This is a genomic window from uncultured Ramlibacter sp. (assembly GCF_936925435.1).
Lineage (GTDB): Bacteria > Pseudomonadota > Gammaproteobacteria > Burkholderiales > Burkholderiaceae_C > Ramlibacter.
Genome location: NZ_CAKZHQ010000022.1, coordinates 62,373 through 81,404 on the forward strand (window position 1 = coordinate 62,373; position 19,032 = coordinate 81,404).

The window sequence follows — 19,032 nt, forward strand, 5'->3', positions numbered from 1 at the left end:
TGCAAGCTCGGCAATTCTTCCACCCGGTCCGGCGCGCTTTGTTTGCGCGGCCAACAAAATCGTTTGCGCCGCGGCGCGGCGCCGGGCTTCAGACGCGGCTGCGCGCCAACTTGGGCGAGATGCCGAAACGGCGGCGGTAGGCCGTGGAGAAGTTCGCCGCGCTGGAATAGCCGGCGCAGATGGCAGCCTGGCCCACGGTGACGCCGTCGCTTTCCAACGCCTGGCGGGCACGCTGCAGCCGGCTCTCGCGCACGAATTCGAATACCGTCATGCCGTACAGCGCGCGGAACTGCTTTTGCAGCGTGTTGGCATTGGTGCAGGCCTGACGGGCCAGGCTGTCCAGGCTGATGTCGTCGTCCTCGCAATGCGCCAGGTAGTCCCGCAGCTCGCGCATGCGGCGGTGTTCCTGCGGCCGCAACTGCGCGGGCACGGCCATGCCGGGGGCAGCGCCCGGAACCGCGGCCAGCGCGTCGGAAACGATCTCCAGCGCCCGGCTCTCCAGGTAGAGGTGCTGCATCAGCGGCTCGAACTGGGGCGGGCGCACGATCTGTTCGGCCACCGCAGCAATGCGCGGAGAGACGCGCCATTGGTGGACCGACAGGTGTTCGCGCATGAAGTCCGCGATTGCGCTGGAAGCGCCCTCGCCCGCCGCCTGGTCCAGCCAGGGCGCCCCCAGGCCCAGGCTGACACGGCGCGCGTAGCCGCCGCCGCGCGCGCGCCGCACGAACACGTCGGGCTCGGCCACCGAGATCAGGGCCGCGCAGGCGCCGCCGTCACGGGTGGCCAGGCGCATGTTCCGGGCGCCGTAGGACACGTCAACCGCGCCTTCGAGCAGCACCACGATGCGCAAGCCCTCGCTCATCTCGCCCTGGGCGGTCAGGTCGTGCATGTCACGCGCGTCGTCGGCGTGCAGGTGCAGGCCGGGCCGCAACTGGCGCATACGCTGGAAGTGGGCGTGCAGCGTGGAATCGGTGGGAACCGGTCCGTGCCGGCTGTAAGCCGGGGCATCGCTTGCGTGATTCGACGATGGATCAAACATCTTTGTTGGTGCCGCAAACGTCCACGGCCAGGGGTGTGAAATGCTAGCAGTTACACTTCTTGAATGCAAATGATTCTCAATAAGCAGGCCCTCGGCATGTGGCTGAAGCGGTACAGCGCCCTGCTGTTTGCAGGCCTGGCCATGGCCTGCACGGCCCATGCACAGGCCGACAGCGTGCTGGTCCAGGACATCGCCGGCCGCAGCGTGCGCATCCCTGCCAAGGTCGAGCGCGTCCTGCTGGGCGAAGGCCGCCTGCTACCGGCGCTGGCCGTCCTGGACAAGGACGATCCGGCCCGCCGGCTGGTCGGCATGATGGGCGAGTTCGAGAAGCTCGATGCGCCCGGCTACGGCCAATGGCGCGCCCGCTTCCCGAACATCGACAAGGTGCCGCGCGTCGGCCGCACCTCGGGCGGCAGCTTCAGCGACGAGCAGGCCATCGCGCTCAAACCCCAGGTGGCAATCTTCAGCATCGACAGCGGCCACGGCCCGGGCGCGCGCGACCGCGAAACCCTGGCGCGGCTGGAAGCCGCCGGCACGGCCATCGTCTTCATCGACTTGCGCCAGCAGCCCCTGAAGAACACGACGCGCAGCATGGAGATCCTGGGCGAGGTGCTGGGCAAGCGCGCCGAGGCCGCGGCCTTCAACACCTACTGGCGCCAGCAGCTGGACACCGTGACCCAGCGCCTGGCCAGGGCCAGACCCGAAGCGCCCACCGTCTTCCTGGAAAACCGCGTGGGCCTGAACGAGGGCTGCTGCGACACCATGGTGGGCCTGGTCGGCGTGCTGCTGGACGCCGCCGGCGCGAAGAACGTGGCCAAGGGCCTGATCCCCGGCGAACACGGCACGCTCAACCCCGAGCTGCTGATCGCCCAGCAGCCGCAGATCTACATCGGCACCGGCATCGGTTCCATGGCCGAAGCCAAGGCCACGCCGATGCGCATCGTCCTGGGCGCGGGCGCTACGCCCCAGGCAGCGCGTGAATCGCTGCAGCGCGCCGTGCAGCGCCGCGGCATCGGCCAGCTCAAGGCTGTGCAGGAAGGCCGGGCCTACGCGGTCTGGCACCATTTCTACAACTCGCCCTTCAACGTGGTGGCGGTGCAGGCGTTCGCCAAATGGCTACACCCCCAGTTGTTTGCCGACCTGGACCCGCGCGCCACCCTGCAGACCATGTACACCCGCTTCCAGCCGATCCCGCTGGACGGCACCTACTGGACCGGGCTGCAACCGTGAGCACCGCTCCCGGACGCAGGTCCCTGCTGGGATGGGGCCTGGGCATGGGCCTGGCAGGCGCGCTGCCGGGCTGCGCCAGTGCGCCGACAGCGGTCGTGAGCCTGCCCAACACGCGGCAGATCGACACCAAGATGGCGGACGGGCGCGTGCGGCGCATCTTCGTCCTGCTGCCGCAAACACCGGCACCGCCACAAGGCCATGCGGTGCTCTATCTGCTGGACGGCAACGCAATGTTCCCGTTCGCGGCGCAATTGGCCCGCATGCGCGCAGGCCGGCCCGACGCGGCGACGGCCGCCAGCCTCGTGGTCGTCGGCATCGGCTACCCGACGGACGCCTTGTACGACATGAGCGCGCGCGCCCGCGACCTGACACCGCCCGCGCTGCCGCCCGGCAGCGATGCGCCCAACGAAGGCGGCGCCGACCTGCTGCTCGACGACATCGCACAGCAGATCCGCCCGATGGTCGAGCGCATCGTCCAGACCGATCCGGCCCGCCAGACGCTGTGCGGCCACTCGTATGGCGGCCTGTTCACGCTGCATACGCTGTTCACCCGGCCCGCGATGTTCACCCGCTATGTCGCCGCCAGTCCCTCGGTCTGGTGGCGCCAGCACGCCATCCTGGCAACGCGCGACCGCTGGCTGGCGCAGCAGCGCGCCGGCACGGGCGCGGCAACAGGCGAACTGCTGGTGACGGTGGGCTCGCTGGAACAGCAGGCACTGATTCCTGCGCGCGCAGCCCTGGTGCGCGAGCGACGCATGGTCGATGGAGCCCGTGAACTGGCCGCCAGTCTGCAGGGCGTGGCCGGCTGGCCGGTGCGCTTCCAGCTGTACGACGGCGAAGACCACGGCGGCGCCATGGTGCCGGCAGTGGCCCAGGCCGTTCTGATGGCGCAACGCAGCGGCCCGCCCCAATGACATCGCTGGCATCGCGCTACCGGCGCTTCGCGCTGCGCCGCATGGCCGTGCTTGCGCTGCTGGCCAGCGTGCTGGTGCTGGCGCTGGCCATCGACATCGCCACCGGCCCCTCGGTTTTCGCATTGCGTGACCTCTGGACGGGCCTGCTCGATCCCGGCGCACTGCCGGTCGGCCAGCAGGTGATCCTCTGGCAGGTGCGCCTGCCCTATGCGGTGATGGCTGTTCTGGTCGGTGCTTCGCTGGGCCTGGCCGGCGGCGAGATGCAAACGGCGCTGAACAACCCGCTGGCCAGCCCTTTCACCCTGGGCCTGTCCGCCGCGGCGGCCGTCGGCGCCTCGGCGGTGGTGGTCAGCGGCATCACCTGGACGGCCTTCGGTGAGAACCTGGCCGTGCCCCTGGGCGCCTTCCTCGTCGCCTGCCTGGCCACACTGCTGATCCAGGCCCTGGCCTGGCGCTTCGGCGCCAGCGTCGATTCGGTCGTGCTGTTCGGCATCGCCCTGCTCTTCACCTTCGAAGCGCTGCTGTGGCTGCTGCAGTTCGTGGCCGACAGCAATGCGCTGCAGCAGATCGTCTTCTGGACCATGGGCAGCCTGGGCCGTTCGACCTGGAACAAGATCGCCATCGTGGGGGTCGTGCTTGCCGTCTGCGCGGCCTGGACGGCACGCAGCACCTGGGCGCTCACGGCCTTGCGGGCGGGCGAGGACCAGGCCCGAAGCTTCGGCGTGCCGGTGGAACGCCTGCGCCTGCTCACGCTGCTGCGGGTCAGCCTGCTGGCCGCCACGGCGCTGTCCTTCGTCGGCACCATTGGTTTTGTCGGCCTGGTCGGGCCGCACATCTCGCGCATGCTGCTGGGCGAAGACCACCGGTTCTACCTGCCTGGCGCGGCCCTGGCCGGAGCGCTGATGCTCTCGGGCGCGTCCATCCTGAGCAAGACCCTGATTCCCGGCGTGGTGCTGCCAATCGGCATCATCACCGCGCTGGTGGGCGTGCCCATGTTCATGCTGCTGATCCTGCGGCGGCCCAGAACATGAGCGGCGCCGGTCTCTCACTGCAAGGTCTGACGGCGGGTTACGCCCAACGCAGGGTGATCGACGCGCTGGACTTGCCGCTGGTGGAACCGGGGATGCTGGTCGCCGTGGTCGGGCCCAACGCCGTCGGCAAGTCGACCCTGCTCAAGGCCATCGCCGGCCTGCGGCCATCCTCGGGCCGCATCCTGCTCGATGGCCAGGAACTGGGCCGGCTGCCGCCACGCGAGCGGCTGCGCCACGCCGGCTACCTGCCCCAGGCCCTGCCGCAATCGACCTCGCTGGTCGGCTACGAAGCGCTGATGAGCGCGCTGCGTTCGGGCCGGCCGGAGTTGAGCCGCGCGCAGAACGAGGCAGCCATCGAATCGGTGCTCGATGCCCTGGGCCTGCGCGAGCTGGCGCTGCGCCGGCTGGACGAACTCTCCGGCGGCCAGCGCCAGATGATCGGCCTGGCCCAGGTCACCGTGCGCGAGCCCCGCCTGCTGTTGCTGGACGAACCCACCAGCGCGCTGGACCTGCGCTGGCAGCTGCGCGTGCTGGAAAGCGTCAAAGCGCTGTCGGCACGGCGCGGCAGCATCGCCCTGCTGGCCATGCACGATCTCAATCTGGCGCTGCGCTTTTGCGACCGCGTGCTGGTGCTGGGGCCGGGCGGTTTCGTCGCCTCGGGCGATCCGCGCGAGGTGATCGATGCGCCGCTGCTGCGCCGCGCCTGGGGCATCGAAGCGCGCATCGAGCGCTGTTCGCTCGGCCATCCGCTGGTCCTGGCCGACCGCGCCATCGACGAACAACAAATCCACGACGACACAGGACCTACACCATGCTCCAGTTGAAAGGCCGGGTAAGCACCCCGGAGGCCAGCCGCTACATGCAGCGTCTGTGCTACCACTTCAGCAAGAAAATCCAAGTCAGCTACGACGAACACCAAGGCCATGCGCAGTTCCCCTGGGGTACTTGCCGGTTCACGGCGGAAAGCGAATCCCTTGGCTTCGACTGCGAAGCGGCCAGCATCGAGGAACTGGCGCGGGTGAAGTTCGCCATCGACGAACACATCAAGCTGTTTTCGCGCAAGTCCCCCTTGCAGGTCGCGTGGGAGCCGGCCATCGGGTCATGACAGCCGCCGGCCACACGGCCGGCGCCAAGCGCCTACAATGGACCGTGTCTGCAGTGCATGCCGGGCTTTATATTTCCTTGAACCAATGCTCTCTGAGCAAGGGCTGGGAACATCCCCTGGTGAGCGTGATCGTCTCGCGTCAGACGAACCCAACGCCAGGTTGACCCGGTCCGACCTGAACCCTGGTTCAGGATGCCGGTCCGGTGGCAACTGCAGACACCTTTTTTCTCCGCTTCCTTCCGCCATCGGGCCCCGCCCGGCCCGCATGCTGCTCGAACCCCAGCTCATCGCCGAACTCCTCTTGCTGGGCGCCTGCACCGGCTTTCTCGCCGGCCTGCTGGGCATCGGCGGCGGCATGCTGATGGTGCCGTTCATCACCTTCATCCTCACGGCCAAGGGCTATCCGGCCGAACACGTGGTGAAGATGGCGGTGGCCACCTCACTGGCGACGATCTGCTTCACCTCGCTGTCCTCGGTGCGCGCCCACCACAAGCGCGGCGCCGTGCTCTGGCCCATCGTCTGGGTGCTGGCGCCGGGCATCGTGCTGGGCTCGCTGGTGGGCGCGCAAGTGGCCGTGGCCCTGCCCGGGCGCGTGCTGTCGGTGCTGTTCGCCGTGTTCGTGGCCTTCTCGGCCACGCAGATGTTCCTGGACCGCAAGCCCAAGCCCACGCGCACCCTGCCCGGGCGCCTGGGCACCTTCGGCATGGGCTGGGCCATCGGCATGCTGTCGGCTCTGGTGGGCGCCGGCGGCGCCTTCGTCTCCGTGCCCTTCATGACCTGGTGCAACGTGAAGATCCACGATGCCGTGGGCACGTCGTCGGCGCTGGGCTTCCCCATCGCCCTGGCCGGCACCCTGGGCTACATCTGGGCCGGCCAGGGCCTGCCGCAGATGCCGCCGGGCTCGCTGGGCTACCTGTACCTGCCGGGCCTGGTCGTGATCGCCCTGGCCAGCATGAGCACCGCGCCGCTGGGCGCTCGCACCGCCCACCGCATGGACATCCGGCCGCTCAAGAAGGTGTTTGCGCTGGTGCTCTACGTTCTCGCGGCATACTTCCTGCTGCGCTGAGGCAGCGCCACACGGAGACAAATGAGAATCGCATTCATCGGCCAGCAGGAGTTCGGCAAGGCAGCGCTGCAGGCCTTTCTGGCGCGCGGCGACGAGGTCGCCGGGGTTTTTTGCGTGCCGGAGAAAGCCGGTGCCAAGCCCGACGCCCTGCGCGAGGCCGCGCAGGCCCTGCACCTGCCGGTGTTCCAGTTCAGCAGCCTCAAGAGCGAGTTCGCCGAACACGCCATGCGCGAGCTCAACGCCGACATCGGCGTGATGGCCTATGTGGTGCAGTTCGCGCCGCAGGCCTTCGTCAGCATCCCGCGCTGCGGCACCATCCAGTTCCATCCATCGCTGCTGCCGCGGCATCGCGGGCCGTCGTCGATCAGCTGGCCGATCGCGCTGGGCGCGCAAGAGACCGGCATCACCATTTTCCGGCCCACCGACGGCCTGGACGAAGGGCCGGTCATCCTGCAAAAGGCCTGCCCCATCGGAGCCGACGAAACCCTGGGCGAGCTGTACTTCAACAAGCTGTTCCCCATGGGCGTGGCGGCGCTGCTGGAGGCGGCCGACCTGGTGGTGGCCGGCCGCCACCAGGAAACGCTGCAGGACGAGTCGCAGGCCAGCTACGAGGGCTGGGTCCATGAGGAGGAGTCGCGGGTGCGCTGGGCCGGCCCGGTCGATCATGCCTACAACCTGATCCGCGCCTGCAACCCGGCGCCCGGCGCCTGGACCACGCTGGACGGCGTGCGGGTCTGGCTCTACGACTGCCGCAAGCACCCGGCGCGCCGCTTTGCCGACGTGGCGGGCAAGCCCGGCACCATCGCCGCCGTCACGCCCAACTCCATCATCATCAACGCCCAGGGCGGGCAGATCGAGGTCTTCAAGCTCAAGCCCGAGGGCGGCAAGAAGATGGGGGCCGGCGACTACGCGCGCGAGCGCGCCCCGCTCACTTCCGCCGAGTAGGCCGGCGCGGCCTGGCCCCTATCGTCTGCTCGATCAGGGCGGGGCCGTCGCTGAGCAGAAAGCTGCGGAAGGCCTGTGCCACCGGCGGCAGGCGCTTGGTGCGCCGGTGCACCACGTACCAGTGCAGCATCAGCGGGAAGCCCTGCACGTCCAGCACGGCCAGGCTGCCCTCTTGCAGCTCGCGGCCGATGGTGTGGGCCGACAGAAAGCTCAGCCCCATGCCGGCGATCACCGCCTGCTTGATGGTCTCGGTGCTCTTGATCTCCATGGCGATGTTCAGCCGCGCCATGTGGTCGCCGAAAGCGTCCTTCATCGAGTTCCAGGTGTCCGAGCCCTTCTCGCGCACCACGAAGGGCTCGCGCGCCAGCCGTGAGACCGGGATGCGCTTGCGGCCCGCCAGCGGATGGCCGGGCGGCGCGACCAGCACATAGGGGTGCGGCGCGAACGGCTGGTTCACGGTGTCCATGTCCAGCGGCGGGCGCACCATGATGGCCAGGTCGGTGAGGTTGTCGGTGAGTTGCTCGAGCAGTTCCTCGCGGTTGACCACCTTGAAGTTGAGCGTGACGCCCTCGTGGCGGCCGGCGAACTCCACCAGCAGCCGCGGCAGGAAGTAGTCGCCGGCGCTGATCACCGCCACGTTCAGGGCGCCGCCGGCGACGCCCTTGAACTGCGTCATGGTCTGCTCGACTTCCTTGAACTGCTGGATGATGACCCGGCTGGCGTGCAGCATCTCGACGCCGGCCGCGGTCAGGTGGATCTTCTTGCCGAACTGCTCGAACAGTGCGATGCCGGCGTGGTCCTGCAGCTTCTTGACCTGGGTGGACACCGCCGGCTGCGTCAGGTGCAGTTCCTCGGCCGCGCGCGAGAAGCTCAGGTTGCGAGCCACCGCCTCGAACACCTTGAGCTGGCGCAGCGTTGCGTTCTTCATGGCCTTTATCCATTACCTATGAGTAATGGATAGTATCAAATACTTTAACTATCATGAATCGTTCCTTCTCCTTACATTGCATTCACGCCGGTGTCACGGACCTGGCCACGCAGCCGCACCGTCAACCCGTAGAAGGAGACATCCCATGCTCAAAGCCCTGCTCGACCTCAACACAGACGCCTGCGCCGAGGCGCACCGCCACGCCTACAACGCGGCCTTCGAGACGCTGGAGCTGGCCTGGCACTGGGACGCCGCCACCTACGCGCGCATCCAGGCCCAGGGCCCGGGCGGCATGCGCGCCTGGCTGCTCAGCGAATATCCGCACCTGCTGCGCGCCTATGACGCCGACTTCCTGGTGCAGGCCGTCGAAACCGCCAAGGCGCGCTGCTACGCCGGCATGACCGGCAGCCGCGACATCCGCTACGTGCCGACCAGTGCCGAGCCCACCCGCCTGGCCGCCTGAGCCGAAAGAAGAACCAGCATGACCAGCCACTGGGTGCGCTTCATGGACGGCGGCACGCCGCGTTTCGGCACGGTCGAGGGCGACGCAGTGCGGGTCTGCGAAGGCGACATGTTCGCCGGCGCCAGCCCCACCGACCGAATGCTGGCACTGGCCGGCCTGCAGCTGCTGGCGCCGGTGCAGCCCAGCAAGGTGCTGGCCCTGTGGAACAACTTCCATGCGCTGGGCGAGAAGCTCAAGCTGGACGCCCCTGCCGAGCCCCTGTACCTGATCAAGTCGCCCAACTCCTATCTGGCGCCCGGCGGCGTCATCCGCAAGCCCGCCTGTGATGGCAAGGTGGTCTTCGAAGGCGAGCTGGGCATCGTCATCGGCCGCACGGCCAGCCAGGTCAGCGAGCAGCGCGCGCTGGAGCACGTGTTCGGCTACACCTGCGCCAACGACGTGACGGTGGCCGACATCCTCAACCGCGACGCCTCGTTCGCCCAGTGGGTGCGCGCCAAAGGATTCGACACCTTCTGCCCCTTCGGCCCGGTGGTGGCCACCGGATTGGACCCGGCCCAACTGACAGTCAGAACCATCCTGAACGGCGATGTCCGGCAGGACTATCCCATCAGCGACATGCGCTTTTCGGTGCAGCAACTGGTCAGCCTGATCTCCCAGGACATGACCCTGTACCCTGGCGACATCATCTTGTGTGGCACCTCCGTCGGCGTGGGGTCCATGAAACCGGGCAGCCTGGTCGAAGTCGAGATCGCCGGCATCGGCAAGCTGAGCAACCGGTTCGAATAGTTTTTCAACTTTGGAGAAGCGGTGTGAAGATAGCGATCATTGGCGCAGGCGCCATAGGAGGGTATGTGGGGGTGAAGCTGGCCCTGGCCGGGCAGGACGTCACCTTCATCGTGCGTGGTGACAATCTGCAGGCCATCCGCCGCGATGGCATGAAGCTGGTCATGAACGACGGCACCGAGCACGTGGCCAAGGGTGTCAAGGCCACCAACGACTACACCGAGGCCGGCCCGCAGGACATGGTCATCCTGGCCATGAAGGCCCACCAGGTCGAGGCCGTGGCCAGGGACCTGCCCAAGCTGCTGGGTCCAGACACCACGGTGGTGACCATGCAAAACGGCATCCCCTTCTGGTATTTCCACAAGCACGGCGGGCCGTTCGACGGCTCGCAGGTCCACGCCGTGGACCCGTCCGGCCTGCTGGCCGAGCTGATCCCGCCGCGCCGCGTGATCGGCTGCGTGGTCTATCCGGCCTCCGAACTGGTCGCGCCCGGCGTGGTCAGGCACATCGAGGGCGACCGCTTCCCGGTGGGCGAGCTCGATGGCTCGCTCAGCGAGCGTGTCACGCGCGTTTCAGAGTGCTTCACCCAGGCCGGTTTCAAGGCGCCGGTGCTGGACGACATCCGCAGCGAGATCTGGCTCAAGCTCTGGGGCAACCTCACCTTCAACCCGATCAGCAGCCTGTCGCACTCCACCCTGGTGGACATCTGCCAGCATCCGCTGTCGCGCGCCCTGGCCGAGAACATGATGCGTGAGGCGCAGGACGTGGCACACAAGCTGGGCATCCAGTTTCGCGTCAGCCTGGAAAAGCGCATCGCCGGCGCCGAGAAGGTCGGCAAGCACAAGACCTCGATGCTGCAGGACATCGAAGCGGGCCGCGCGCCCGAGGTCGATGCCCTGGTCGGCTCGGTGGTGGAACTGGGCCGCCTGACCCAGACGCCGACGCCGCACATCGACACGGTGTATGCCCTGGTCAAGCTGCTGGCCAGCACCATGGCCAGCGAGCGCGGCCAGGTGCGCCTGCAGCCGGCCTGATCAGCCCCCTGGCGGCGCAAGGCGCTGACCGCCAGCCTCAGTCACCGCCGGGCCGCCCTCAGGTGACTGAAGCCCCCTCGGGGGGCAGCGGAGCAAAGCGTAGCGTGGGGGCCATTCAAGGGCTGGCGGTCAGCGCCTTTTTCATGGCCTGGAGGGCGGCGTCGTCCACCAGCCCGTAGTCGAAGTCCTTGCCCAGGTCCAGCGCCTTGGACAGCATCGGACTGGGCGTCTTCAGGCCGGCGAGCAGCGCCGCCGCCTTCTTCACCGCATCGGCCGGCGCCGCCGGGTGCGCGTACAGGCCGTAGCCCCAGCTCGGGTTGGAGGCCGGCACGATCACCAGCTGCGCCATGTGGATGCGCTCGTCCGTGCCGTAGTGGGTCTTCATGGTCGAGCCCTGGGCCGTCTGCAGCCGCGTGATCAGGCCCACCCAGCGGTCGGCCTGCCAGTGGAAGGCGGCCTTGGTCGGCAGATAGCTCTGGCCCAGGCCCTGCTGCGGCACCACCTCCACCACCGTGCCGCACAGGTTCTCGGCCTGCACCAGGGCGGTGGTCACACCGCTTTTCATGCCGTAGCAGTTGGTGGTCTTGAGCCTGGCCAGCACCTTGGCCCGCTCTTCGGGCGGCAGGCTCTTGAGTTCGACCGGCTTGCCGTCCTTGAGCTTGCCGACGTCGCCCAGAATCAGGATGGCCGACTGGATGGGATCGATGTTGACCGCCACCGGCTTGTAGCCCGAGGCCAGTCCGACCACCGGGTTGCCGTAGACCCAGCAGGGCGGCGCCGGCTTCTTGATGGCGGTCAAGACATCCTGCGTTTCCCGGATGTTGAGCACCGGAGCGGTCGACAGGCCGGTGGGCTTGATGAACTCGATCAGCTCGCGCAGCGCGCTCTCGGTCTGCGACGAGCCTTCGCCGCGGATGACCTGCGGATTGAGGTAGAGACCTCCCTCGCAGGACTGGGCCTGGACGGACAGGCCGGCAGCGGCCAGGCAGGCGAACAGCAACGGCTTCTTCATCATTGTCTCCAACGCTTTTGAATCTTCCGGCAATCGCTGCACACTCCGTCGCCACCGCCGGTCCAGCTGGAATCAGGATACGTGGGGATACATTTTTTTCGTTAGGGGGATACGCTATCGCTTGACGGCGCGCAGTGAAAAGAGGCCTCAGGACAAACCCTAAAGCCCCCCGAGAATTGAGCAAACTTGATCACCGTCAAGAGTTTTTTGGCCCACTTGGGAAGACCATGTTGCCCGTGACGTCCCATCATTGGGACAGGCCCGGAGAAATACCGGACCGCCAGCGAGATCAGCCAACACAGGAGACAACCGAAATGAAAACCAGACTTGCACGCATCGGGAATGGATTGACCAAGGCCGCAGTCGGCGCGATCGCCGCGGCCGCCATGATGGCGACGGGCGCTGCCCACGCTGCCTGGGAGCCGACCAAGCCGGTCGAGTTCGTCGTCCCTGCCGGCACCGGCGGCGGCGCCGACCAGATGGCACGCCTGATCCAGGGCATCATCATCAAGCACAAGCTGATGAAGGAGTCGCTGGTTGTCGTCAACAAGTCCGGCGGCGCCGGCGCCGAAGGTTTCCTCTCGGTCAAGGAAGCCAAGGGCGATCCGCACAAGATCATCATCACGCTGTCGAACCTGTTCACCACCCCACTGGCCACCGGCGTGCCCTTCAACTGGCGCGACATGACGCCGGTGTCGATGATGGCGCTGGACCAGTTCGTGCTGTGGGTCAACGCCGAGAACCCCGCCAAGAACGCCAAGGACTTCTTTGCTGCCGTCAAGGCGCAGGGTCCGAGCAAGGCCAAGATGGGCGGCACCGGTTCCAAGCAGGAAGACCAGATCCTGACGGTGGGCATCGAGAAAGCCACCGGCACCAAGTTCATCTACATCCCCTTCAAAGGCGGTGGCGACGTGGCCGTGCAGCTGGTGGGCAAGCACGTCGATGCTTCCGTCAACAACCCGATCGAAGCCGTCGCCCAGTGGCGTGCCGGCCAGCTGCGCGCCCTGTGCGTGTTCGACGACAAGCGCATGCCTTACAAGACCAAGGTCACCGACACGATGTCCTGGGGCGATATCCCCACCTGCAAGGAGGCCGGCGTGTCGACCGACTACGTGATGCTGCGCGGCATCTTCGCAGCGCCTGGCATCAGCAAGGACCAGCTCGAGTACTACGGCACCCTGCTCAAGAAGGTGCGTGAGACCCCGGAGTGGAAGGAATACATGGAAAAGGGCGCCTTCAACACGACCAGCATGTCCGGCGACGAGTTCGCCAAGTGGCTGGGCAGCGCCGAGCAGATGCACCGCGAGCTCATGAAGGAAGCCGGCTTCATCGCCAAGTGATCCAGTGCGGGGCCCGCTCGGGCCCCGCCTCTTCTCCGGGACCGGCCGCCGCATCGGCCCCGTCATCTCTCCCCGCCCTGAACGGGCATTCTCAAAAAATACAGCAGGAGTTCCTGATGGAAACCGAATCGGGCGTCGAGCATCGCACTGGCGTCGCCACCTACGTCGTTGAAGTCGTCGTTGCCCTTCTTATCGTGGTGCTGGGCCTGGTGGTCCTGCAGGGCAGCTGGAAGCTGGGTTCGGGCTGGACCAGCGATGGCCCAGGCGCCGGCTATTTCCCCTTCTACATCGGCATCATTCTGTGCATCTCCGGTGCCGGCGTGGCCTTCCAGGCGCTCAAGAACAAGAACATGGAAGTGTTCGTCGACAACGAGCAGCTCAAGCGCGTCCTGTCGGTGCTGCTGCCCGCCCTGGTCTATGTGCTGTTCATCCAGCTGATCGGCATCTATGTCGCATCGGTCGTGTACATCGCGCTGTTCATGGTCATCCTGGGCAAGTACTCGCCCATCAAGAGCGTGATCACCGCCATTGCCGTGAATGCGCTGTTCTTCATGATGTTCGAGGTCTGGTTCAAGGTGCCCCTGTTCAAGGGCATGTGGGACCCGATCAGCTTCCTGGGCTACTGATTCTTCGCCCGCCTGCCTCAAAACCTATATAGACAAATGCCATGGACGAACTAAGCGCGCTCTTTCACGGATTCAGCGTCATCCTGACGCCAATGAACATCTTGCTGATGTTCGTCGGCATCATCCTGGGGGTGCTGATCGGGGTGCTGCCCGGCCTGGGCGGCGCCAACGGTGTGGCCATCCTGCTGCCCCTGACCTTCAGCATGTCGCCGACCTCGGCCATCATCATGCTGTCGTGCATCTACTGGGGCGCCCTGTTCGGCGGCGCCATCACCTCCATCCTGTTCAACATCCCCGGCGAACCCTGGTCGGTGGCGACAACCTTCGACGGCTACCCCATGGCCCAGAAGGGGCAGGCCGGCGGCGCCCTGACGGCGGCGTTCACCTCGTCGTTCATCGGCGCCTTCGTGGCCGTGCTGATGATCACCTTCCTGGCGCCCATGGTCGCCAAGTTCGCGCTGAAATTCGGCCCGCCTGAGTTCTTCGCGGTCTACCTTCTGACCTTCTGCAGCTTCGTGGGCATGGGCAAGGGCTCGCCGTTCAAGATCCTGGCCTCGATGACGCTGGGCTTCGCCCTGGCGGCTGTCGGCATGGACACGGTGACGGGCCAGCTGCGCCTGACCTTCGGCATCACCGAGCTGATGCGCGGCTTCGACTTCCTGATCGGCGTGATCGGCCTGTTCGGCATCGGCGAAATCCTGCAGTCGATGGAAGAAGGCCTGGAGTTCTCCGGCAAGAGCGCCAAGATCAGCCCCAAGGTGGTGCTCGAGACCTGGAAGAAGCTGCCGCAGTACTGGATGACCTCGATCCGCAGCTCGCTGATCGGCATCTGGATGGGCATCACCCCCGGCGGCGCCACCCCGGCTTCGTTCATGAGCTACGGCCTGGCCAAGAAAATGTCCAAGAACGGCGCCAACTTCGGCAAGGGCGAGATCGAGGGCGTCATTGCTCCCGAAACTGCGGCCCACGCCGCCGGCACCGCCGCCCTGCTGCCCATGCTGGCCCTGGGCATCCCGGGTTCGCCGACCGCTGCCGTGCTGCTGGGCGGCCTGCTGATCTGGGGCCTGCAACCCGGCCCGCTGCTGTTCGTCGAGCAGAAGGACTTCGTCTGGGGCCTGATCGCCTCGATGTACCTGGGCAACCTGGTCGGCCTGATCGTGGTGCTGACCACCGTGCCGCTGTTCGCCTCGATCCTGCGCATCCCCTTCTCCATCATCGCCCCGGTGATCGTGGTGATCTGCGCGATCGGCGCCTACACCGTGCACAACGCCATGCTCGACATCTGGCTGATGATGCTGTTCGGCGTGGTCGGCTACCTGTTCAAGAAGCTGGACTACCCGCTGGCGCCCCTGGTGCTGGCCCTGGTGCTGGGCGACAAGGCCGAGGACTCGTTCCGCCAGGCCATGCTGGTCTCGCAGGGCGAGCTGTCCATCATGTGGTCCAACCCCCTGGTCGGCGGCATCACCAGCCTGGCCCTGGTCCTGCTGCTGTGGCCGCTGATCTCCAGGCTAATCGCCAAGGTCCGCCCGCCCAAGGTCAATGAGTTCGCCGAAGAGCAACCGGTGGACTGAGCCTCACAGCACCCAACAAAAAAGCGGCCCTCGGGCCGCTTTTTTACTGAAGGACAAGGGCGGCAAGGGCGGCCCTTGTTTTGTCCTTAAATCTTTCCGCGCTGCTTGAGCCGGCTGAGCGTCTCGGCCGACAGGTTCAGGTAGGAGGCCAGCTCCTTTTTCGGGATGCGCTCGAACAGCTCGGGGTGCTTGCGCAAAAAGCGCTTGACCCGGCCCGGCGCGTCCAGCAGGTGCAGCGTGATGGTGTGGGCCATGATTTCGCTCATCAGGAACATCACGTCGCGCTCGAACAGCTGCTTGATCTCGCTGTGCCGGTCCAGGAAAGCGACCCATTCGGGCAGCGACAGCTTGGCCACTCTGGCCTTGGTCACGCTGACGATGCTGTAGGGCGTGGGCTGGCCCAGGCGCCAGGCGGCGTAGCTGGTCTCCATCTCGCGCTCGTCGGCGAAGCGCAGGATCATTTCCTTGGCTTCCTGGTTGCTCACCACCCGCTTGAGGATGCCGTCCAGGATGAAGTACTGCTCCATCTCGTGGACGCCCTGGTTGAGCAGAAAGTCCCCCTTCTGGCAGTCCACGATGACCAGATGGGTCTCCAGTTCGGCCGCCTGCTCGGCCGTCATCCCCTTGAGAACGCCGTTCTGCGCCAGCTGGACGCGAATCACGTTTTTCTCGGGATGGTTTTGGAGTGGCTGCATGGGTGCGGAAGGCTGGGAGATACCCGGGAAACACGGCTTGTGGCCGCCCGAATACTACGAAAATTGACCGTGGTCAATGGTGGAACTCGAATCGATTCCTATGATACCTCGGCGATGCAATGCCCCGCCCCGAGCCCTGGGGGAGGCGGCCGATCCCGGCCGCGTTGCTCGACTTTTACAGCAGTCAAACGAAGAGACATTTCATCCATGACCAATGAAACGCAAACCGGCGAGATGACCGACGGCTTCAACCTCGTCATCGACGCCCTCAAGCTCAACGGCATCGACAACATCTATGCCCTGCCCGGCATCCCGATCACCGACCTGACACGCAAGGCCCAGACCGCCGGCATGCGCGTCATTTCCTTCCGCCACGAGCAGCACGCCGGCAACGCCGCCGCCGCAGCAGGCTTCCTGACGCAAAAGCCCGGCATCTGCCTGACGGTGTCGGCGCCCGGCTTCCTCAACGGCCTGACGGCCCTGGCCAACGCCACGACCAACTGCTTTCCCATGATCCTGATCTCCGGCTCTTCCGAGCGCGAGATCGTCGACCTGCAGCAGGGCGACTATGAAGAGATGGACCAGCTGGCCATCGCCAAGCCCCTGTGCAAGGCTGCTTTCCGCGTGCTGCACGCCGAAGACATCGGTGTGGGCGTCGCCCGCGCCATCCGTTCCGCCCTGTCCGGCCGCCCCGGCGGCGTCTACCTGGACCTGCCGGCCAAGCTGTTCTCGCAGGCCATGGACGCCGTGGCCGGCAAGGCCTCGCTGATCAAGGTCGTCGATCCCGCGCCCAAGCAGATTCCCGCCCCCGAGGCCGTGCAGCGCGCCGTCAACCTGCTCAAGAGCGCCAAGAAGCCCCTGATTCTGCTGGGCAAGGGCGCCGCCTACGCCCAGTGCGATGCTGAAGTCCGCGCCCTGGTCGAAAAGACCGGCATCCCCTACCTGCCCATGTCCATGGCCAAGGGCCTGCTGCCCGACAACCACGCCCAGTCCGCCTCCGCCGCCCGCTCCTACGTGCTGGCCGAAGCCGACGTCGTGGTCCTGGTCGGCGCGCGCCTGAACTGGCTGCTGTCGCACGGCAAGGGCAAGACCTGGGGCAGCAAGGACGCCAAGGAAGCCGGTGGCCAGCAGTTCATCCAGATCGACATCTCGCCGACCGAGGCTGACAGCAACGTGGCCATCGCCGCGCCGCTGGTGGGCGACATCGGCTCCTGCGTCTCGGCCCTGCTGGCCGGCCTGGGCTCGAACATCGCCAAGCCGCCGGCGGAGTGGACCGGTGCGGTGTCCGAAAAGAAGGACAAGAACCTGACCAAGATGGCCGAGACCCTGGCCAAGACGCCCTCGCCCATGAACTTCCACAGCGCGCTCAACGTGGTGCGCAACCAGATCAAGGCCCATCCGGACGCCGTCCTCGTCAACGAAGGCGCCAACACACTGGACTTCGCGCGCAGCATCGTCGACATGTACGAGCCGCGCAAGCGCCTGGACGTGGGCACCTGGGGCATCATGGGCATCGGCATGGGCTTTGCCATCGCCGCCGCCGTGGAAACCGGCAAGCCGGTGATCGCCGTCGAGGGCGACAGCGCCTTCGGTTTCTCCGGCATGGAAGTCGAGACCATCTGCCGCTACAACCTGCCGGTGTGCGTGGTGGTCTTCAACAACAACGGCATCTACCGCGGCACCGACGTCAACGGCAGCGGCGGTACCGATGTGGCGCCCACGGTGTTCGTCAAGAATGCACGTTATGAAATGATGATGCAGGCCTTCGGCGGCGTCGGTGTGGTGGCCAACACCGCAGCCGAACTCGACAAGGCCATGACCGAAGCCATCGCTTCGGGCAAGCCCACGCTGATCAACGCGATCATCGATGAAACCGCAGGCACCGAGAGCGGGCGCATCACCAGCCTGAACCCGACCAGCGCTGCCAACAAGAAATAACCGAGTCACCCCCTAGGAGCAATGAAATGAGCAACAAACCCCTCGAAGGCATCAAGATCATCGACTTCACGCACGTGCAAGCCGGTCCTGCATGCACGCAGCTGCTGGCCTGGTTCGGCGCCGACGTGATCAAGGTCGAGCGTCCCGGCTCCGGTGACGTCACCCGCACCCAGTTGCAGGACATCCCGAACGTGGACGCCCTGTACTTCACGATGCTCAACAGCAACAAGCGCTCGCTGACGCTGGACACCAAGAAACCCCTGGGCAAGGAAGTGCTGGAAAAGCTGATCCGCGAATCCGATGTGATGGTCGAGAACTTCGGCCCCGGCGCGCTCGACCGCATGGGCTTCACCTGGGAACGCATCCAGGAACTCAACCCCAAGATGATCCTGGCTTCGGTCAAGGGTTTTTCCGACGGCCACCACTACGAAGACCTGAAGGTCTATGAAAACGTGGCCCAGTGCGCCGGCGGCGCCGCCTCCACCACCGGCTGGTGGAAGGGCGAGAACTCGCAGCCCACCATCTCCGCGGCCGCCCTGGGCGACAGCAACACCGGCATGCACCTGGCCATCGGCATCCTGACGGCCATCATCGGCCGCCAGCAGACCGGCAAGGGCCAGAAGGTCGCCGTCTCCATGCAGGACAGCGTGCTCAACCTGTGCCGCGTCAAGCTGCGCGACCAGCAGCGCCTGGAAAAGCTCGGCTACCTGGAAGAGTATCCCCAGTACCCGCACGAGATGGATGCGTTCAAGGACAAGGTGACGCCGCGCGGCGGCAATGCCGGCGGCGGCGGCCAACCGGGCTGGATTCTCAAGTGCAAGGGCCATGAGACGGACCCCAACGCCTACATCTATTTCACGGTGCAGGGCCACGCCTGGGCACCGATCTGCGATGCCATCGGCAAGCCCGAGTGGAAGACCGACCCGCTGTACATGACGGCCAAGGCCCGCCAGCCGCACATCAACGACATCTTCGCCACCATCGAAGACTGGCTCAAGGACAAGACCAAGTTCGAGGCCGTCGACGTGCTGCGCAAGTTCGACATCCCCTGCGCACCTGTGCTGTCGATGAAGGAAATCCTGGTCGACAAGTCGCTGATCGCGTCCGGCACCATCGCCGAAGTCAAGCACAAGACCCGCGGCAGCTACTGGACGGTGGGCAGCCCGATCAAGTTCTCCGACATGAAGCCCGAGATCACCGGTTCCCCCCTGCTGGGCGAGCACTCCGATGAAGTGCTGGCACAACTGGGCTACAGCAAGGAACAGATCGCCGACATGCACGCCAAAGAGGTGATCTGAGGCCGCACTTCCCA

The 19,032-nt window shown here is 66.2% G+C and carries 19 protein-coding genes; 15 read left to right on the forward strand and 4 right to left on the reverse strand.

Going from position 1 to position 19,032, the window contains the following annotated elements; all coding sequences use genetic code 11:
- Positions 1-88: 88 nt before the first annotated feature.
- Entirely contained in the window at positions 89-940 is an 852-nt protein-coding gene (locus Q0632_RS10385; RefSeq protein ID WP_298928523.1) for a helix-turn-helix transcriptional regulator, read from the reverse strand.
- Positions 941-1,102: 162 nt separating this feature from the next.
- Here Q0632_RS10385 and Q0632_RS10390 point away from each other — a divergent pair, with 162 nt between their 5' ends.
- From Q0632_RS10390 to Q0632_RS10420, 7 genes are all read left to right on the forward strand, one after another.
- On the forward strand, positions 1,103-2,269 hold the full coding sequence (locus Q0632_RS10390; RefSeq protein WP_367181188.1) for an iron ABC transporter substrate-binding protein: 1,167 nt from the start codon (positions 1,103-1,105) through the stop codon (positions 2,267-2,269).
- Complete coding sequence (locus Q0632_RS10395; RefSeq protein ID WP_298928526.1) at positions 2,266-3,183, forward strand: alpha/beta hydrolase-fold protein; 918 nt, start codon at positions 2,266-2,268, stop codon at positions 3,181-3,183. The genes Q0632_RS10390 and Q0632_RS10395 overlap by 4 nt, the downstream gene beginning before the upstream one ends.
- Complete coding sequence (locus tag Q0632_RS10400; RefSeq protein WP_298928530.1) at positions 3,180-4,214, forward strand: iron ABC transporter permease; 1,035 nt, start codon at positions 3,180-3,182, stop codon at positions 4,212-4,214. The genes Q0632_RS10395 and Q0632_RS10400 overlap by 4 nt, the downstream gene beginning before the upstream one ends.
- Positions 4,211-5,038, forward strand: a complete 828-nt coding sequence (locus Q0632_RS10405; protein ID WP_298928533.1) for an ABC transporter ATP-binding protein — start codon at positions 4,211-4,213, stop codon at positions 5,036-5,038. Before Q0632_RS10400 ends, Q0632_RS10405 begins: the two co-directional genes overlap by 4 nt.
- Positions 5,026-5,319, forward strand: a complete 294-nt coding sequence (locus Q0632_RS10410; protein ID WP_298928537.1) for a DUF2218 domain-containing protein — start codon at positions 5,026-5,028, stop codon at positions 5,317-5,319. The genes Q0632_RS10405 and Q0632_RS10410 overlap by 13 nt, the downstream gene beginning before the upstream one ends.
- Positions 5,320-5,584: 265 nt before the next feature.
- A complete protein-coding gene (locus Q0632_RS10415) occupies positions 5,585-6,385 on the forward strand; it encodes a sulfite exporter TauE/SafE family protein (RefSeq protein WP_298928539.1) in 801 nt (266 codons plus the stop codon).
- 21 nt (positions 6,386-6,406) lie between these two features.
- A complete protein-coding gene (locus tag Q0632_RS10420) occupies positions 6,407-7,330 on the forward strand; it encodes a methionyl-tRNA formyltransferase (protein WP_298928541.1) in 924 nt (307 codons plus the stop codon).
- Here Q0632_RS10420 and Q0632_RS10425 read toward each other — a convergent pair.
- Positions 7,314-8,258, reverse strand: a complete 945-nt coding sequence (locus tag Q0632_RS10425) for a LysR family transcriptional regulator (RefSeq protein ID WP_298928543.1) — start codon at positions 8,256-8,258, stop codon at positions 7,314-7,316. The genes Q0632_RS10420 and Q0632_RS10425 overlap by 17 nt on opposite strands.
- Before the next feature lie 145 nt (positions 8,259-8,403).
- On the opposite strand from Q0632_RS10425, the gene Q0632_RS10430 reads away from it, so the two are divergent.
- Genes Q0632_RS10430 through Q0632_RS10440 form a run of 3 tightly spaced genes read left to right on the forward strand, consistent with a single transcriptional unit; the run spans position 8,404 to position 10,538 of the window.
- Complete coding sequence (locus Q0632_RS10430; protein ID WP_298928545.1) at positions 8,404-8,721, forward strand: hypothetical protein; 318 nt, start codon at positions 8,404-8,406, stop codon at positions 8,719-8,721.
- Positions 8,722-8,739: 18 nt separating this feature from the next.
- Entirely contained in the window at positions 8,740-9,507 is a 768-nt protein-coding gene (locus tag Q0632_RS10435) for a fumarylacetoacetate hydrolase family protein (protein WP_298928547.1), read from the forward strand.
- 23 nt (positions 9,508-9,530) lie between these two features.
- Positions 9,531-10,538: a 2-dehydropantoate 2-reductase gene (locus Q0632_RS10440; protein WP_298928549.1), complete on the forward strand. Its 1,008-nt coding sequence runs from the start codon at positions 9,531-9,533 to the stop codon at positions 10,536-10,538.
- A 115-nt stretch (positions 10,539-10,653) separates the two neighbouring features.
- Here Q0632_RS10440 and Q0632_RS10445 read toward each other — a convergent pair whose 3' ends face one another.
- Positions 10,654-11,550: a hypothetical protein gene (locus tag Q0632_RS10445; RefSeq protein ID WP_298928551.1), complete on the reverse strand. Its 897-nt coding sequence runs from the start codon at positions 11,548-11,550 to the stop codon at positions 10,654-10,656.
- A gap of 314 nt (positions 11,551-11,864) precedes the next feature.
- On the opposite strand from Q0632_RS10445, the gene Q0632_RS10450 reads away from it, so the two are divergent.
- The 3 genes from Q0632_RS10450 (at position 11,865) to Q0632_RS10460 (ending at position 15,087) form a co-directional block, all read left to right on the forward strand.
- A complete protein-coding gene (locus Q0632_RS10450) occupies positions 11,865-12,890 on the forward strand; it encodes a tripartite tricarboxylate transporter substrate binding protein (RefSeq protein WP_298928553.1) in 1,026 nt (341 codons plus the stop codon).
- A gap of 116 nt (positions 12,891-13,006) precedes the next feature.
- Positions 13,007-13,516, forward strand: a complete 510-nt coding sequence (locus tag Q0632_RS10455; protein WP_298928555.1) for a tripartite tricarboxylate transporter TctB family protein — start codon at positions 13,007-13,009, stop codon at positions 13,514-13,516.
- A gap of 41 nt (positions 13,517-13,557) precedes the next feature.
- Complete coding sequence (locus Q0632_RS10460; RefSeq protein WP_298928557.1) at positions 13,558-15,087, forward strand: tripartite tricarboxylate transporter permease; 1,530 nt, start codon at positions 13,558-13,560, stop codon at positions 15,085-15,087.
- A gap of 86 nt (positions 15,088-15,173) precedes the next feature.
- On the opposite strand, the gene Q0632_RS10465 is transcribed toward Q0632_RS10460, so the two are convergent.
- Positions 15,174-15,782, reverse strand: coding sequence for a Crp/Fnr family transcriptional regulator (locus Q0632_RS10465; RefSeq protein ID WP_298928560.1), 609 nt, complete (start codon positions 15,780-15,782; stop codon positions 15,174-15,176).
- 207 nt (positions 15,783-15,989) lie between these two features.
- Here Q0632_RS10465 and oxc point away from each other — a divergent pair, with 207 nt between their 5' ends.
- Complete coding sequence (oxc, locus tag Q0632_RS10470; protein WP_298928563.1) at positions 15,990-17,720, forward strand: oxalyl-CoA decarboxylase; 1,731 nt, start codon at positions 15,990-15,992, stop codon at positions 17,718-17,720.
- A 26-nt stretch (positions 17,721-17,746) separates the two neighbouring features.
- Positions 17,747-19,018: a formyl-CoA transferase gene (gene frc, locus Q0632_RS10475; protein ID WP_298928566.1), complete on the forward strand. Its 1,272-nt coding sequence runs from the start codon at positions 17,747-17,749 to the stop codon at positions 19,016-19,018.
- The last annotated feature ends 14 nt before the right edge of the window (positions 19,019-19,032 follow it).

Bases quoted from the DNA above. Each gene is read 5' to 3' on its own strand.
- oxc (WP_298928563.1), top strand. From the start codon at position 15,990: ATGACCAATGAAACGCAAACCGGCGAGATGACCGACGGCTTCAACCTC.
- Q0632_RS10415 (WP_298928539.1), top strand. From the start codon at position 5,585: ATGCTGCTCGAACCCCAGCTCATCGCCGAACTCCTCTTGCTGGGCGCC.
- frc (WP_298928566.1), top strand. From the start codon at position 17,747: ATGAGCAACAAACCCCTCGAAGGCATCAAGATCATCGACTTCACGCAC.
- Q0632_RS10445 (WP_298928551.1), bottom strand. From the start codon at position 11,550: ATGAAGAAGCCGTTGCTGTTCGCCTGCCTGGCCGCTGCCGGCCTGTCC.
- Q0632_RS10465 (WP_298928560.1), bottom strand. From the start codon at position 15,782: ATGCAGCCACTCCAAAACCATCCCGAGAAAAACGTGATTCGCGTCCAG.
- Q0632_RS10390 (WP_367181188.1), top strand. From the start codon at position 1,103: ATGCAAATGATTCTCAATAAGCAGGCCCTCGGCATGTGGCTGAAGCGG.
- Q0632_RS10420 (WP_298928541.1), top strand. From the start codon at position 6,407: ATGAGAATCGCATTCATCGGCCAGCAGGAGTTCGGCAAGGCAGCGCTG.
- Q0632_RS10410 (WP_298928537.1), top strand. From the start codon at position 5,026: ATGCTCCAGTTGAAAGGCCGGGTAAGCACCCCGGAGGCCAGCCGCTAC.
- Q0632_RS10385 (WP_298928523.1), bottom strand. From the start codon at position 940: ATGCGCCAGTTGCGGCCCGGCCTGCACCTGCACGCCGACGACGCGCGT.
- Q0632_RS10430 (WP_298928545.1), top strand. From the start codon at position 8,404: ATGCTCAAAGCCCTGCTCGACCTCAACACAGACGCCTGCGCCGAGGCG.
- Q0632_RS10405 (WP_298928533.1), top strand. From the start codon at position 4,211: ATGAGCGGCGCCGGTCTCTCACTGCAAGGTCTGACGGCGGGTTACGCC.
- Q0632_RS10400 (WP_298928530.1), top strand. From the start codon at position 3,180: ATGACATCGCTGGCATCGCGCTACCGGCGCTTCGCGCTGCGCCGCATG.
- Q0632_RS10455 (WP_298928555.1), top strand. From the start codon at position 13,007: ATGGAAACCGAATCGGGCGTCGAGCATCGCACTGGCGTCGCCACCTAC.
- Q0632_RS10435 (WP_298928547.1), top strand. From the start codon at position 8,740: ATGACCAGCCACTGGGTGCGCTTCATGGACGGCGGCACGCCGCGTTTC.
- Q0632_RS10450 (WP_298928553.1), top strand. From the start codon at position 11,865: ATGAAAACCAGACTTGCACGCATCGGGAATGGATTGACCAAGGCCGCA.
- Q0632_RS10460 (WP_298928557.1), top strand. From the start codon at position 13,558: ATGGACGAACTAAGCGCGCTCTTTCACGGATTCAGCGTCATCCTGACG.
- Q0632_RS10425 (WP_298928543.1), bottom strand. From the start codon at position 8,258: ATGAAGAACGCAACGCTGCGCCAGCTCAAGGTGTTCGAGGCGGTGGCT.